Genomic DNA, 15,098 nt, shown 5'->3' on the forward strand with positions numbered 1-15,098 from the left:
GTAAGTCCGACAGTAAGAAATCTAAAGGAGATACCATGTCCAGCTATGACGTTATCGTAATCGGTGCAGGCCCCGGCGGCTATGTCAGCGCAATCCGTTGTGCCCAATTGGGGATGAAAGTGGCCGTGGTTGAAGGCCGTGAAACACTTGGCGGCACTTGCCTGAACGTGGGCTGTATCCCGTCAAAGGCACTGTTGCACGCGACGCACATGTTGCATGAAGCAGAACATAACTTTGCGGATATGGGCCTGAAGGGCAAAGCGCCTTCGGTCGATTGGAAGCAGATGCTATCCTACAAAGATAACGTTGTTGGCCAGAATACTGGTGGCATCGAATATCTGTTTAAGAAGAACAAGATCGACTGGATCAAAGGCTGGGCAACCATCCCAAGCGTTGGCAAAGTTCAGGTCGGTGACGACACATATGACGCCAAAAACATCATTATCGCATCCGGGTCCGAAGCATCTGTCCTGCCGGGGATCGAGGTCGATGAGAAGACTGTCGTGACCTCTACAGGCGCGCTGACGCTGAACAAGGTCCCTAAATCACTGGTCGTAATCGGTGCTGGCGTCATCGGGCTAGAGCTTGGGTCAGTCTATGCCCGCCTTGGCGCCGAGGTAACAGTGATTGAATTCTTGGATGCGATCACCCCCGGCATGGACGCGGAAATCGCGCGTCAGTTCCAAAAAATGCTGACCAAGCAGGGCCTTAAATTCAAACTGGGCGCGGCGGTTCAAGGCGTTGAAGTCAAGAACAACAAAGCCACTGTCAGCTATCAGCTGCGTAAAGACGAAAGCGATCACACGATCACTGCCGATGCGGTCTTGGTTGCGACAGGCCGCAAACCTTTCACAACCGGTCTGGGGCTTGATGCGCTTGGCGTTGCGCTTTCTGAACGTGGTCAGATCAAAACCGATGCGAACTACGCGACTAACGTTCCCGGCATCTACGCAATTGGTGACACGATCGCAGGCCCGATGCTTGCCCATAAGGCCGAGGATGAAGGCATGGCCGTCGCCGAAGGCATCGCAGGCCAAAAGCCGCATGTGAATTACGGTGTCATCCCCGGCGTAATCTACACCCACCCCGAGGTGAGCAATGTTGGCGAAACCGAAGAAACGCTCAAAGCTGCCGGACGCGCCTATAAGGTCGGCAAATTCCCGTTCATGGGCAACGCCCGCGCGAAAGCCAACTTTGCCGGCGACGGCTTTGTAAAGCTGCTGGTCGATGCGCAAACAGACCGCATTTTGGGTGCGCATATCATTGGGCCGATGGCCGGTGATCTGATTCATGAAATCTGTGTTGCGATGGAATTCGGCGCTGCTGCCGAAGACATCGCCCGCACCTGCCATGCGCACCCAACTTATTCCGAAGCCGTCCGCGAAGCCGCTTTGGCCTGTGGTGGTGGTGCTATCCACGTTTAGCACTTTGGCGCGCCGACCAACAATCGGCGCGCCAATTTCGAAATTCTATTGATCCGATTTTAGAGACAATTCCCGAAAAACTAGTTAACCTTGCAGCGCTATTAGGCATCTGCGACCATATATCCGCCACATTTTTGCACCCAATCCATGTTTTAAGGCGTCAACGTTTTGTGAGAGCCGAAATGAATAATCTCTTAGTTGCCCTTTTCCTTGTTTGCACCTTTGGCACTGCTGCGCAGGCCCAAACTGAAGTTGTTACGCGCGCACCCGGCCTCGAGTTTGTAACCAAAACCCGGATTCCGGGCGCCGATGAAACCATGATGTCGCTTTGCTATGTCACAGATGATTTGGTCGTTTTCGGCATTGTCTTAACCAGCGATGTGCAGGGGTATGCGTTGGCCAGCGACGGCTGCGAAACCAGCTATGACCAGCTTTATTCCGAAGACAAGATAGTCGCGGCGCAGGCCCTAGGCCTTATTCCCGCTGAGATAAACCCGGTAGCGGGCAATGATTGGAAACATAAGCTAGGCATTTATGGGCTTTTGCTTTCGGGGTGTTTAGGGCTGATCGCGGTGATCATCCGCCGTGTCAAATCCCTGCTTGGCTATGACCTGCGCGGGCCAATGCGCAAGAAAGCCGCCCTTCGGATTTTGTCTGCGATGTGCCACATGGCGAAATGCGATGGCATCGTGGATTCGATTGAACTCACACATATCCGCAAAACCATTCGTCGCCTGACCGGGCGGAATTACCCGACCTCAGAGGTAATCCAAATGGTTGATTCGATTGATATGTCGGCGGGCCTAGACGAACATCACTTTATCGCCTTTGGCAAAGGTTTACGCGATCGTGAAAAAGATTTGATGATGCAGGGCATTTTGTCAGTCGCCATCGCGAGCGGACGCTTGATCCCAGTGGAACATGCCTTTGCAACGGAATTGGCCTATGGGCTGGGCATCCCCGGCGAGGATTTTCGCCGCCTGCTAGATCTCGTCTATGCATCCGAAGATGCCGCTTAGGTCTTAAGCATCCGCAAACCCTGCGTCGCATCCGTGCGCACCGCGAGCCGCAAGCCCGGTTCATCCCCTGCCTTCAACGCTGCCAAAATCAGCTTGTGATGATAAGGGGGCTCTGTCCGGTTCAGCCGCCCATAAAGTGCGCGCATTGTCGGCCCCAACTGCAACCAAACTGTTTCCGTCATCGCCAACATCGCGGGCGCCTGCGCGCGCAGGTAAAGTGTGCGGTGGAATTCAAGGTTCATCCGAATATAGCCAGACGAATCGTGGCGCGCGATCATATGGCTCACGCCGTTGTTGATGGATTCAAGCCGGTCGATCAGCGCAAAATGGGCACGCGGCAAGGCACGCGACGCCAGTTCTGGCTCAAGTAACGCCCGCAATGTCGCAAGCTCTTCGATCCGGTCGTTGGATAGGGCCGGTGTCGACACGCGCCCCGAAGACGAAAGAAACAAGGCCCCTTCCGCCACAAGTCGGCGCACGGCTTCGCGCGCGGGGGTCATCGAAACATCGTAGTCATGCCCAATCCCGCGCAGGGTCAACGCCTCACCGGGGGCGATTTCACCGTGCATGATGCGCGTGCGCAACGCACGGTAAACCCGTTCATGGGCGGCAATCGTTGGATCAGTGGGGCGCGGTTGGATCATGATTGCAATATGTGATCACAAACAGGTCCGCGGTCAATCGTCGAATCGAATACGGTGCAGCTGATCCCCGTTTTCGCGCAGCCAAACCCGGTGAATTTCATAATCCGGGCATAACCGCGCCACGACCGCCCAGAACGCGGGCGCATGGTTCATTTCGCGCAAGTGCGCGACCTCATGTGCGGCAACATAGTCCAACACCGCTGGTGGGGCCATAATAAGCCGCCACGCATACATCAACGCCCCCGCGCTACTGCAAGACCCCCAACGCGACCGCGTATCGCGTATGGTCAGCCGCGTATAGGCCACCCCCAGCTGCGCCGCATAAGCGTCAGAGGCGGCAGCCAGCGCATCGCGTGCAAGCACCTTGAGCGCGGCTTGCAGGGCGCTCTCGTTCAGCTTGACCCCGTTTGGTACCAATACTGCATCGTCTTTGATCTGCAAACGTGGCACATCCGCATGGCGGACGGGCAATTCTTGGCCGCGCAACAACAAGGTTCCTCCGACAGCGACGCGCACCACTGGGCCGAGTTGTGCAAGGTGCCCGCGTAGCCAATCTTCTTGCGCGCGCAAGAATGCAAAGGCCTCGCGGTCGGGGGTGCGCGGCGGCATTGTTAGCGTCACACGCCCGTCCAGACGGGACACACGCAATGATAGCCGCCGCGACCGCGCAGAACGCCGCAAATCCACCTCAATAGAGGGGTTGCCTTCAAGCTTATGACGCACCATATCCAACTACTCATGATTTATGTGTCAAAGGCTTTGACACGCCTGCCTGCTTATGGCAGTTGGCACCGATCACCCGCAAGGGTTAGACAAGAATTTGAAGGGATAGCCTATGCCTAAGGAAGAATGGGGCACAAAGCGTGTTTGCCCTGAAACCGGCAAACGCTTTTACGACCTGAACGCGACACCAATCATTAGCCCCTACACCGGCAATGAAGTTGCTGTCGATACGTCCAAAACCCGGACCATGGTCGCAGACGCCGAAGACGCGCAGTCCAAGAAAGCCAAAGAAGCCGATGAAACGGATGATCTGGTGCTCGATGACGATGACGATACAGATGACGTAGATCTTGGCGATGACGTGCTTGAAGACGACGATGACGAAGATACAGTGTCATTGGACGAACTGGCTGACGTCGCCACAAACGACGACGATTAATTTTCTAACTCCGGGCGCGATTTTCTCTTGATTTCGCCCGGTCCGCTGCATAGACAGCACCTCGCAACGGATGTTGCACCCGATGACTATAGTCATCACGATGGGGCCTTAGCTCAGCTGGGAGAGCGCCTGCATGGCATGCAGGAGGTCAGCGGTTCGATCCCGCTAGGCTCCACCAATACTGAAATGCTCAGCACCCCATATTCGCTCCTCTATGGCAGCATAAATCTACCTTTCGACTCACCAAAACCATTCGCGGTCATTGGCGTGGGATGCAGCGAATGTCAGCTATGAGCTCTCTTTACCGATTTTCTGCAATGCAGCTAATGTCCGCTATCGTTGGTCAATCAAAAAGGTCCCAGAACAACATAGGTTTTGGAGTGATCACAGGAGCCTTTTATTCAGGCCCGTGAACGCCTAATATGTGAAATCAATCAGCTTCTGACGCTAAACTTTACTTATGATAAAACCGAACACGGGACGTCAATTTTTTATGCAAAAGACTATCATGATTGGATTTGCGTTTGTAACCATAGGGCTTGGAGCGGCGTCATGTTCAGCTACATCGAGCCTCCTGGGGTGTTCCAATCCGACTGGCTATTGTGGCCGAAGCAGCAACCCAAACCCTGAACGTATTGGGGGGCCCTCTTGGTTTCTCTGGGATGCTAATGCTGAGGAACGATTGGCATACTATCATGATAACTGTTCGAGGAACGATCGATTGACGTCGAAACAGGATGTAATGTCGTGTGCGATTAATGACATTAAGCTGGATGCACATCAGTATTGTGTTCTCTACAATTTGCCTCCGACAAGGCCAAAAGATGCTGCTGAAGAAGCAGAACGAAGCAGTAACTATGAGCGTTGTAAGCAAAATGTTTTGGCTCAACATAACTGGTGAATTTCATTCGATTGAAGGGCGTTCATGGGTTTGAGGCAAATGGCAACTAAGCCCGCACAGCAGACAGTCGCCAAGCGGGTTACGAACGTCGGCTTTCCGTCGATTATCGAAAGAAGAACTATGCTGCCAAAAAGGAAGGTCGACTGCACAACTCGAAGACAGAGCTATTGATTTCATTAGACTTTAAGAGCAAAAAAAGGGGCAACTTTGGATTCCTGATCATCAGGTGGGCTGATGCTCGAAAATGTTTCGTCCACATACCTAAGCACTGCGGTCGCCCCTAAAGGCGTTGGGTATGTGATGGGAGATTATTAGCGCACGGTTTTGTCGGCTACAGCACGGGTGATGGGGACAATAATAACCTTCACGCGAATCCACGTATCTGGCCCTAACGATGGTGTCGACCTAGATTATGTGGCCAACGGGCCTTGGACAGTTGGCGCTGAGTATATCCAACGCACTTTGCAAGCTGGTTTCAAAGAGAACCCCAACGCTATTGAGGTCGACTGCGGCATGGTCCAACTCCGTGCTTTCTATACACTAAACTTTACCCAAAGTTACGATTTGAAACGGGGAACACAACCCGCCCCAAATTCTTATAGTGATTACTTTAGACCACATTTGACTTAATCACCCAAGCCTTGCACAGTTCCAGTTGTATCGAAACTGAAGAGGGCAATTTGTGTCACTTCCTCGCGTATCATTACAGGCTTTAGACGCCTTCGAGCGGGTTGCTCGCACCGGGTCAATTCAGGCTGCTGCGGCTGAAATGGCGCTTTCGATTTCGTCTGTTTCGCACCATATCGCGCGGCTAGAAGATCAGATAGGCACGATTTTATTCGACCGCACGACCCGGCCCTTTGTCCTAACCCGTGAAGGGCATCAAGCCCTGCAACATTTATCCAAGGGGCTGCACCATATCCGGCAGGCCGCCGATGCGACGGTCATTTCTGGACTGTTGCAAGCCCGGTCATTGCGCATCGGTATGATCGACGAATTCGAAAGCAACGTTACACCTGCATTAGCCACGTTTTTGGCCAAAGAAATGCCGCAAGCGACGCTTTCGATCCGCAACATCCTAAGCCACCAAGCGGGCGATCTTTTGCAAAAAGGCGCGATCGACCTTGCGGTGGTCGCCGAAAGCGATGATGCTGCGATGGGTGTCACACGCCTGTGTCTTATGCGTGATCCTTTTGTGTTGGCCTTGCCTGACAGGCAAAATGATGCACCTGCGGATATTGTCCGGGGGCGCGCGCAGTTGGATTTTCTACGTTTCAACCCAAGCCACCTGATCGGCAAACAAATCGCCGCACACCTTGCCCGCAATCAGATCGATCTGCCGCGCCGCTTAGATTTTGACAGCGTGCAATCAATTATGGCGATTATTGCGGGCGGTACCGGTTGGTCGATCATCACGCCTGTCGGTTTTGTACGGTCACAGCGCTTTGCGCAAAACACCTCATTGCACCCGTTGCCATTGCCCGCATTTTCGCGGCGTATAGCGCTTGTTGCGCGCGATACCATTGATACCCCCACCCGCGAAGCCGTCGCAACACTGCTGCGTCAAATCATGCGGCGCGAGATCATCCAACCGGCCTGTGCCGCCTACCCTTGGCTGACAGAGCCGCTGGACATCTCGGAACTTAGTTTCGAATAATACGAAACTGTTGTTTCAAGATTGACCTTTTGACCCGTTGCGCTTTGATAGGGGAAATACCCATATATCACGGATAAATCGACATGAGAGACCAAGCACGCGTTGTTGTTATTGGCGGCGGGATCGCCGGCTGTTCTGCCCTGTATCACCTGACCCAGGAAGGCTGGACCGACGTGATGCTCATTGAACGTGACGAACTCACTTCAGGCACAACCTGGCACTCTGCTGCGCAGGTCACCAACTTCGGCATGACACAAACGATGGTTGGGCTGAAAACGCATTCGATCAACCTGTATAAAGAGCTGCGCGACGACCCAGAGTATCCAGTCGGTTATAACTACGGCGATGGCGGCATTCGTCTGGCCAACACTGCGGAACAGATGGACGGTTATCGACACTTCGCGTCAATGGCCGCAGGCATGGGTGTCGAATTTGAAGTTATCGACGCCGAAGAATGCGCCCGCCGGCACCCGCTCATTTCAACCGACAACCTTTTGGGCGGTTTGTGGGACCCAACCGATGGTCACATTGACCCTGCACAGCTCTGTCAGGCATTGGCGCGCCGCGCCCGCCTTGCCGGGGCAGAGGTCAACCGCCACACCCCCGTCACCAGCCTGACCCAACACGCCGATAGCACATGGACCGTCCACACGGAAAAGGGCGATGTGAAATGTGAAATCGTGGTGAACGCGGGCGGCTATCGCTGTAATGAAATCGGCGCGATGATGGGTGTGCAGCACCCTGTTGCCTCGATGGAACACCAGTATTTTCTGACCGAAGACATCCCCGCCATCGCTGAGGCTGGTCACCGGATTCCCCTGCTGCGTTGTCCAATTAGCGACTATTACAGCCGCCAAGAAAAAGGCGGGCTTCTACTCGGTTTTTATGAACAAGATTGCCAGACATGGGGCATGGATGGGATCGACCCACATTTCACCAATGCCCTGTGCCCTGATGATCTTGAGCGTGTGACCGATGTGCTTGAGGGGGCGTTTGAACGGATGCCCGCCTTGATGGAAACGGGCATCCGCGAAATCGTCAACGGTCCCATCACCTACACCATCGACGGTGCGCCGCTTGTTGGGCCTATCCCGGGCAAACGAAATGCGTATTGCATCATTGGTCTGCGTGCGGGGCTAGGTGAAGGCGGTGGCCACGGCTGGCTGCTCGCCCAGCAGATCGTGCACGGCGAAGCCCAATATGACACTTGGGTCATTGATCCGCGCCGCTTTACCGGTCACGCGACAGTTGAGCTCACCGCGCTCAAAGCGATCGAAGATTACCAAAACGAATTCCGCTTTCACTTCCCGCATGAACATCGCCCCGCCGGGCGCCCGATGAAAACGACGCCATTGACCACAGTACTCGTGGCGGAAGGTGCCGAGATGGGCACTGTCAACGGATGGGAGCGCGTCGACTACATCAAGCCGACCCCTGATTTTAAAGAAACGCTCGGATTTCGCTTTAACGAGGTGCATGATGTCGTCGCGGCAGAGGTCAAAGCCGTTTCAACCGGCGTGGGCATGACCGAAGTCTCTGGCTTCAACCGTTTTGAACTGACGGGCCGTGACGTGCATAGCTTCCTTGACCGCATGTTCTGTGGCACCGTCACAAAACGAGCGGGCCGTGTTGGGCTTGGGTATCTTCTGAACGACCATGGCCTGCTGAAGGGCGAGGCCACAGTGGCCAACCTGCCCGCCTCTGACCGTGGTCCAGAACGGGTGTGGTATGGTTCTGCCGCCGCGTCTGAATTCCACGATATGGATTGGTTGCAAAGCCATCTACGCGCCGATGAAGATGTCACCATTACATCCCTCACCAACAGCCAGACTATTCTTGTGCTGGCGGGGCCAAAAGCGCGTGATGTTCTTGCTGCGGCGTCACGTGGTGACTGGTCCCGCGAGGCGTTCCCTTGGCTGTCGGTCCGTGAAACCCATATAGGGATCGCCCCTGCCACGGTGCTCGGCGTGAGTTTTTCGGGCGAACTTGCCTATGAAATCCACGTGCCGAATGAAAACCTACATGCCGCCTATGCCGCATTGCGCAAAGCAGGTCAGGCGCATGATCTGCGTCTCTTTGGTGCGCGGGCGGTCGATTCTATGCGCGTCGAAAAAGGGTTCTTGCACTGGAAAGCCGATATCCTGACCGAATTCGACCCTTTCGAGACGGCGCTGGATCGGTTTGTCAAACTCGACAAAGGTGACTTTATTGGCAAGGCAGCTTTGCTCAAACGCTTTAAAAACGGGCCGCAGGTTAAACTGGTTACACTGGCGATCGACACCGAAGATGCCCCCGCCCATGGCGGCGCGTCCGTCTGGTACGATGGGGCAATTGTCGGCACTGTCACATCAGGTGACTGGGGGCATCGCACGGGACTCAATTTGGCCTATGCCTTTGTGAACCCCGATCTGGCGCAGGTCGATACCGCGCTGACGGTTGACGTCATCGGCGCACCGGTGAGCGCCCGCGTGATTGCAACAGGCCCTTATGATCCAAGCTACGCGCGTATGCGGGCTTAATCGACGGAGGCTGCGATCAATTCCATAACCGATGGTCCGATATCTGCAACGATCAACCCCACACCAGTGGGGTTGGGATGCAGCCCATCTGACTGCACAAATTCGGCCAACGCCGCGGGGGTATCAACCACCGCGCGGATCCCCGCCAAAAAATCAGGGTAAAGCGGAACATCGTATTTTGCCGCGAGCGTCACATAGTTTTGCTCAAACGCTGCCTCATATTCCGCACCATAGTTCGCCCCCACATCAAGCCCAACCAGCAACATGCCAACGCCCGCAGCTTGCCCAGCGGCCAAGATCGTATCCAGATTTTCAAAACTCACTGCGGGGTCAATGCCGCGCAAATAATCATTCCCACCAAGCGCGACGATCATCGCATCAACATCCGGTGTTAAGGTCCAATCCACCCGACTGCGCCCGCCCGCCGTGGTATCCCCAGACACGCCAGCATTGATCATCCGGGCATCCACCCCCTGCCCGTCCAGCCACGCCTGTAGCTGCGGCACAAAGCCATCATCTTGCTGCAATCCATACCCTGCAGTCAGACTATCCCCGAGTGCCGCGATTGTGACGGTTTGGGCCTGAACAGAACTTGTTGTTAGCAAAACAGCAGTAGTAAGGTTGCGAAATGCGCCGCGCGCGCCATATCCAAAAGACATGATCTGACCAAAGGCCCCACGCATGACCGACCCTGTTTTTTCTATTTCTGGCACCAACCTATCGCTCGACGGAAATGCAGGGCGCGTCGACATCTTGCATGATATCTCGTTGGATATCGCAGCGGGCGAAACATTGGGGCTTATCGGGCCTAGCGGATCGGGCAAATCGTCTCTCCTTATGCTTTTGGGCGGGCTGGAACAGGCCACATCTGGCAGCATCATGGCGCTTGACCAAGAGCTGACAACAATGACCGAAGACCAGTTGGCCCGCTTTCGCAGTGACAATATGGGGGTGGTGTTCCAATCTTTCCACCTGATCCCGACAATGACTGCACTTGAAAATGTCGCAACCCCGCTCGAATTAGCTGGCGCGGGCGATGCATTCAGCCGCGCACAAGCAGAATTAGAGGCCGTCGGCCTTGGCGACCGGATCAACCATTACCCCAGTCAAATGTCAGGCGGCGAACAGCAACGCGTCGCACTTGCGCGCGCCTCGGCACCGCGTCCGCGTATTTTGCTTGCGGATGAACCGACGGGCAATCTTGATGAAACCAATGGGCAAGCGATCATGGATCTGCTGTTTGATTTGCGCGACAAACACGGCGCGACCCTGATCATGGTTACCCATGCGCCCGAACTTGCGGCGCGCTGTGACCGTGTTGTGCGCCTGCGCGGTGGTCGGATCGACACAGCAACGCAGGCCCCACAATGAGCCTGCGCATTGCTGCCCGTTTTGCCGCGCGCGAATTGCGTGGGGGCTTGCGCGGCTTTCGGGTGTTTTTGGCTTGTCTTGCGCTAGGTGTCGCAGCGATTGCGGCCGTGGGCACCGTACGCGCCGGGATCGAGGCGGGTCTCAAACGCGATGGCGCAGCCCTTTTGGGCGGCGATGCCGAAATATCGTTTACCTATCGATTTGCGCGCGACGCTGAACGTGAATGGCTGGAAAGCATCGCAACCCAAGTGTCCGAAACAGTTGATTTTCGATCAATGGCCGTTGTCGGTGACGCCCGTGGTTTGACCCAAATCCGGGCCGTAGATGATCTATACCCGCTGATTGGCGCCGTGACACTTGACCCACCCATGCCGCTCGCAGATGCACTTGCGGATTATGGCGCCGTGATGGAAAGGGTCTTGGTTGACCGGTTAGGGCTGACACCCGGTGACCAGTTTCGGCTGGGCACGCAAAGCTTTACCCTGCGCGCGGTGCTTGATCGCTATCCCGACAATGCGGCGGGTGGTTTTGGACTTGGGCCCCGCACAATTGTTCTGACTACCGCGCTGGCGAATTCCGGGCTGCTAAACGAAGGCACATTGTTTTCAACAGAATACCGGCTAGTCCTGCCCGAAGGGGCCAATCTTTCTGAGCTGCGCCGCGAGGCCCTACAGCAATTTCGTGACGATGGGCTACGCTGGCGCGATAGCCGTCGGGGCGCTGGTGGGACGGCACGGTTTGTCGACCGGATCGGCGCGTTCTTGATCCTTGTCGGCCTGTCAGGATTGGCCGTTGGCGGCGTTGGCGTGTCCGCTGCCGTCCGCGCCTATCTCGCGACCAAAACAAATGTGATTGCCACACTGAAAACCCTAGGGGCGACACGGGCGACGATTTTCCAGACGTATTTCATTCAAATTGGGGTGCTCTCGCTTGTGGGTATCAGCATCGGATTGCTCTTGGGGGCTGCACTTCCGCTCATGTTCGCTCCTCTGATCGAAGCACGCCTGCCGATCCCCGCAGTATTTACCATATATACCGCGCCCTTAATTGAGGCTGCCGTTTACGGCGTACTTGCGGCGCTTATTTTCACGCTTTGGCCGCTTGCAAAGACGGATGACATCCGCGCCGCGACCCTGTTTCGTGACGCATTTGGTGGGTCAAAAACGCTGCCGCCCCGCCAATATCTTAGCGTGTTGACTGCATTAGTCATCACTCTTGTCGCGGCAGCGATCTATTTTTCAGGCACCGCATTCTTAACCCTATGGACGGCAGGCGGGATCGCGGGGTCGCTCGCAATCCTCGTCTTTGCAGCCTTTGTGATCCGCTGGATTGCGAGACGCCTGCGCACGTCTTCGCGCGGACGGCCCGCCCTACGTTCGGCGCTTGGCGCAATCGGTGCACAGGGCGGCGAAGCCACATCTGTTGTGCTATCGCTTGGGCTTGGGCTGACGGTACTGGCCGCAGTGGGACAAATTGATGGCAATTTACAAAGCTCTTTCACTGATGAGTTGCCCAGCATCGCCCCAAGCTATTTCTTTGTCGACATCCAGCCTGATCAAATTGACGGGTTCAACGCCCGGCTTGATAGCGATCCTGCGGTCAGCAAGGTTGAAACAGCCCCGATGCTACGCGGTGTCATCACGCGGATCAACGACCAACCGGCCCAACAGGCAGCCGGGGGCCATTGGGTGGTGCGTGGCGATCGCGGGATCACCTATGCCGATGCGCAGCCAAATGGCACAGAAATTACAGCGGGTGAATGGTGGCCGGTCGGCTACGACGGCCCACCGCAGATTAGCTTTTCACAAGAAGAAGCCGCCGAGATGGGGCTGCAACTGGGCGACACGATGACCATCAACGTGCTTGGGCGCGACATCACGGGGACTATCACCAGTTTCCGCAATGTCAGCTGGGAAGACGCTGGGATCGGCTTTGTGCTTGCCCTGGACCAAGCAGCGCTTGCAGGCGCACCGCATAGCTGGATCGCGACCGTTTATGCCGAAGAAGAGGCCGAAGCTGCAATCCTGCATGACCTTGCCACAGCCTATCCAAATATCACGGCAATCCGTATCCGGGATGCGATTGACCAGATTATTACGCTAATCGGCGGCATCGCAGCCGCCACGCGGTATGGCGCGTTAATCACCCTGATCACAGGTTTTTTGGTGTTGATTGGGGCGACCGCGGCAGGTGAACGCGCCCGCACCTATGAAGCCGCCGTGCTCAAGACGTTGGGTGCCACGCGAGGCCGCATTTTGCTTAGCTTTGCGCTGCGTTCCGCGCTTTTGGGGCTCGCGGCTGGGATCGTCGCATTGGGGGCTGGAATCTTGGGTGGTTGGGCCGTTACAACGTTTATTATGGAAAACACATATAGCGTCATTTGGGGCAATGCCCTGCTGATCATTTTCGGTGGGTTGCTTGCATCAACAGCCGCCGGTCTTGGATTTGCATGGCGGTCATTGGCGGCAAAGCCCGCCCGAGTATTAAGGGCACGTGAATGAACGATCCGGCGTTTTTCGGCTATGGTAGCCTCGTCAACCTATCCACACACGACTACGATGACCCGCGCCCCGCACGGCTGAAAGGCTGGCGGCGCACATGGCAGGGTACCACCGCGCATAACATCGCATATCTATCGGTGATCCAAGATGCCGAAAGCGAAATCGCCGGGGTAATTGCGCGTGTACCGGGGGCAGATTGGGTCGCGCTTGACGCGCGCGAAGACGTCTACAACCGTCATAACGTGACAGATACCGTCATCCATGACGCGCCCAGCGCAATGACGGCGGTGTACCAAGTCAACCCTGACATCCACACGCCGCACACCAATAACCACGGGATTTTGCGCAGCTATCTAGATGTTGTTGTGCAAGGTTATCATCAGATGTTTGGGGTCGATGGCGTAGCTGCGTTTTTTGACACAACCGATGCATGGGCTCCGATCATCGAAGACCGGAGCGACCCACAGTATCCGCGCCACCGCGTACTTACATCAGATGAAACCGCGTTGGTGGATCACCATTTGAACCAGCTTAACCTGCTTTAGGTTTTACCTGTAGCAACGGCATAACATCCGCCATTTCCGGACCACGTTCTAGGCCAGTAACGGCCTTGCGCAATGGCATGAACAGCCCACGGCCCTTGCGGCCTGTTTCAGCCTTCGCCTGCGTGGTCCACTCGCCCCAAGTGGTCGCCGTGTACGGGGGCTCACCCAGCATATCAAACGCTTGCGTGACGAATTCTGCATCTTCGTCAGCGACCAACGGCGTTGCACCATCGCGGAACAAAACCCACCATGCGGCCACATCATCCAAAGTGTTGATATTGTCGCGCACGACTTTCCAGAAAGGTTCGGCCAATGCATCTGGTACACCCGCCGCACTGATCGTGTCAGTGACAGCAGCATGATCCAAGGTCGCCAAATGGCGCGCCGTGAGAGGGCCGAGATCATCGGCGTCAAATTTCGTCGGCGCAGAGCCGAATTTGCTGATATCAAAACCTGCGATGACTTCATCAATATTTGCGCGCAATTCGACCGGCTCAGACGATCCAAGACGTGCCATCAGAGACAAGATAGCTTCGGGAGCAATGCCCGCCTTGCGCAAATCGCGTAGCGCCAATGTACCCAGCCGTTTTGACAGTGCCTCACCTTGCGGGCCCGTCAGCAATGAGTGATGCGCGAAACGCGGCGGCGTGCCGCCCAACGCGTGCATGATTTGAATTTGGGTCGCGGTGTTGGTGACGTGATCGGACCCGCGCACAACATCGGTCATACCCATTTCAATATCATCAACAACCGAGGCCAGCGTATACAGAATTTGACCACCGTTCTTAAACAGCACCGGATCACTGACAGAGGCCGCGTCGATTGAAATGTCGCCAATAATCCCGTCAGCCCATTCGATCCGTTCATGATCAAGCTTAAAGCGCCAATGCGACCCACGCTCGGCGCGCAGTGCATCTTTTTCGGCATCAGACAGAGCAAGGGCTGCCCGATCGTAAACCGGCGGTTTGCCCATGTTCAGCTGTTTCTTGCGTTTCAGGTCCAGTTCAACCGGGGTTTCAAAGCATTCATACAAACGCCCCATGTCGATCAGCTTTTGTTTCGCCAATTCATAGCGGTCCATCCTTTGGGACTGACGTTCAATACGGTCCCATTTGATGCCCAACCATGTCAGGTCCTCTTTGACGCCCTCAACATATTCTTCCTTAGACCGTTCCGCATCCGTGTCATCAATCCGCAGCACAAATTGCCCACCGTTTTGGCGCGCAATAGCATAGTTAAACAGCGCTGCACGCAGGTTGCCGATGTGCAGCCAGCCGGTGGGCGAAGGGGCGAATCTGGTCGTTGTCATGGGGTCATCTCCTGTTGGCGCACTTATGACCATGCAACAGGCAAGA

Annotated in this window: 12 protein-coding genes and 1 tRNA gene; 9 read left to right on the forward strand and 4 right to left on the reverse strand. The window is 55.6% G+C overall.

All coding sequences use genetic code 11. The features are described 5' to 3' along the window. The first annotated feature begins 35 nt into the window (after positions 1-35). Positions 36-1,424 carry a dihydrolipoyl dehydrogenase gene (gene lpdA / locus DS901_RS15270; RefSeq protein ID WP_113777769.1) on the forward strand — a complete coding sequence of 463 codons (1,389 nt, stop codon included), beginning with the start codon at positions 36-38 and terminating at the stop codon, positions 1,422-1,424. Between the two features lie 182 nt (positions 1,425-1,606). Beyond that, positions 1,607-2,443, forward strand: coding sequence for a TerB family tellurite resistance protein (locus tag DS901_RS15275; protein ID WP_113777770.1), 837 nt, complete (start codon positions 1,607-1,609; stop codon positions 2,441-2,443). On the opposite strand, the gene DS901_RS15280 is transcribed toward DS901_RS15275, so the two are convergent. Further along, positions 2,440-3,087, reverse strand: coding sequence for a GntR family transcriptional regulator (locus DS901_RS15280; RefSeq protein WP_113777771.1), 648 nt, complete (start codon positions 3,085-3,087; stop codon positions 2,440-2,442). The two genes, DS901_RS15275 and DS901_RS15280, sit on opposite strands and share 4 nt — an antisense overlap. A gap of 33 nt (positions 3,088-3,120) precedes the next feature. Further along, positions 3,121-3,813, reverse strand: coding sequence for a M48 family metallopeptidase (locus tag DS901_RS15285; protein ID WP_113777772.1), 693 nt, complete (start codon positions 3,811-3,813; stop codon positions 3,121-3,123). A 109-nt stretch (positions 3,814-3,922) separates the two neighbouring features. Between DS901_RS15285 and DS901_RS15290 the strand changes: the two genes are divergently transcribed. From DS901_RS15290 to DS901_RS15310, 4 genes are all read left to right on the forward strand, one after another. Further along, entirely contained in the window at positions 3,923-4,249 is a 327-nt protein-coding gene (locus tag DS901_RS15290) for a TIGR02300 family protein (RefSeq protein ID WP_113777773.1), read from the forward strand. A gap of 102 nt (positions 4,250-4,351) precedes the next feature. Beyond that, positions 4,352-4,427, forward strand: a tRNA-Ala gene (locus DS901_RS15295). A gap of 1,405 nt (positions 4,428-5,832) precedes the next feature. Continuing rightward, complete coding sequence (locus tag DS901_RS15305) at positions 5,833-6,807, forward strand: LysR family transcriptional regulator (RefSeq protein ID WP_113777775.1); 975 nt, start codon at positions 5,833-5,835, stop codon at positions 6,805-6,807. An 83-nt stretch (positions 6,808-6,890) separates the two neighbouring features. Continuing rightward, positions 6,891-9,326 carry a GcvT family protein gene (locus DS901_RS15310; protein ID WP_113777776.1) on the forward strand — a complete coding sequence of 812 codons (2,436 nt, stop codon included), beginning with the start codon at positions 6,891-6,893 and terminating at the stop codon, positions 9,324-9,326. Here the strand turns inward: DS901_RS15310 and DS901_RS15315 are convergent. Beyond that, positions 9,323-10,009 (reverse strand): arylesterase, encoded by a 687-nt coding sequence (locus tag DS901_RS15315; protein ID WP_113777777.1) that lies wholly within the window; start codon positions 10,007-10,009, stop codon positions 9,323-9,325. The genes DS901_RS15310 and DS901_RS15315 overlap by 4 nt on opposite strands. Between DS901_RS15315 and DS901_RS15320 the strand changes: the two genes are divergently transcribed. From DS901_RS15320 to DS901_RS15330, 3 genes are read left to right on the forward strand one after another with little or no spacing between them, the layout of a single operon-like run. Continuing rightward, on the forward strand, positions 10,008-10,697 hold the full coding sequence (locus DS901_RS15320) for an ABC transporter ATP-binding protein (protein ID WP_113777778.1): 690 nt from the start codon (positions 10,008-10,010) through the stop codon (positions 10,695-10,697). The two genes, DS901_RS15315 and DS901_RS15320, sit on opposite strands and share 2 nt — an antisense overlap. Further along, positions 10,694-13,198 (forward strand): ABC transporter permease, encoded by a 2,505-nt coding sequence (locus DS901_RS15325; RefSeq protein ID WP_113777779.1) that lies wholly within the window; start codon positions 10,694-10,696, stop codon positions 13,196-13,198. The genes DS901_RS15320 and DS901_RS15325 overlap by 4 nt, the downstream gene beginning before the upstream one ends. Continuing rightward, positions 13,195-13,743: a gamma-glutamylcyclotransferase gene (locus DS901_RS15330; protein ID WP_113777780.1), complete on the forward strand. Its 549-nt coding sequence runs from the start codon at positions 13,195-13,197 to the stop codon at positions 13,741-13,743. Before DS901_RS15325 ends, DS901_RS15330 begins: the two co-directional genes overlap by 4 nt. Here the strand turns inward: DS901_RS15330 and gltX are convergent. Continuing rightward, positions 13,730-15,052 carry a glutamate--tRNA ligase gene (gene gltX / locus DS901_RS15335; RefSeq protein WP_113777781.1) on the reverse strand — a complete coding sequence of 441 codons (1,323 nt, stop codon included), beginning with the start codon at positions 15,050-15,052 and terminating at the stop codon, positions 13,730-13,732. The genes DS901_RS15330 and gltX overlap by 14 nt on opposite strands. Positions 15,053-15,098 lie beyond the last annotated feature (46 nt).

The organism is Loktanella sp. D2R18, assembly GCF_003318235.1.
Lineage (GTDB): Bacteria > Pseudomonadota > Alphaproteobacteria > Rhodobacterales > Rhodobacteraceae > Yoonia.

Coding starts and splice junctions, on each gene's coding strand:
- lpdA (WP_113777769.1), top strand. CDS start 36: ATGTCCAGCTATGACGTTATCGTAATCGGTGCAGGCCCCGGCGGCTAT.
- DS901_RS15280 (WP_113777771.1), bottom strand. CDS start 3,087: ATGATCCAACCGCGCCCCACTGATCCAACGATTGCCGCCCATGAACGG.
- DS901_RS15285 (WP_113777772.1), bottom strand. CDS start 3,813: ATGGTGCGTCATAAGCTTGAAGGCAACCCCTCTATTGAGGTGGATTTG.
- gltX (WP_113777781.1), bottom strand. CDS start 15,052: ATGACAACGACCAGATTCGCCCCTTCGCCCACCGGCTGGCTGCACATC.
- DS901_RS15275 (WP_113777770.1), top strand. CDS start 1,607: ATGAATAATCTCTTAGTTGCCCTTTTCCTTGTTTGCACCTTTGGCACT.
- DS901_RS15325 (WP_113777779.1), top strand. CDS start 10,694: ATGAGCCTGCGCATTGCTGCCCGTTTTGCCGCGCGCGAATTGCGTGGG.
- DS901_RS15290 (WP_113777773.1), top strand. CDS start 3,923: ATGCCTAAGGAAGAATGGGGCACAAAGCGTGTTTGCCCTGAAACCGGC.
- DS901_RS15330 (WP_113777780.1), top strand. CDS start 13,195: ATGAACGATCCGGCGTTTTTCGGCTATGGTAGCCTCGTCAACCTATCC.
- DS901_RS15310 (WP_113777776.1), top strand. CDS start 6,891: ATGAGAGACCAAGCACGCGTTGTTGTTATTGGCGGCGGGATCGCCGGC.
- DS901_RS15315 (WP_113777777.1), bottom strand. CDS start 10,009: ATGCGTGGGGCCTTTGGTCAGATCATGTCTTTTGGATATGGCGCGCGC.
- DS901_RS15320 (WP_113777778.1), top strand. CDS start 10,008: ATGACCGACCCTGTTTTTTCTATTTCTGGCACCAACCTATCGCTCGAC.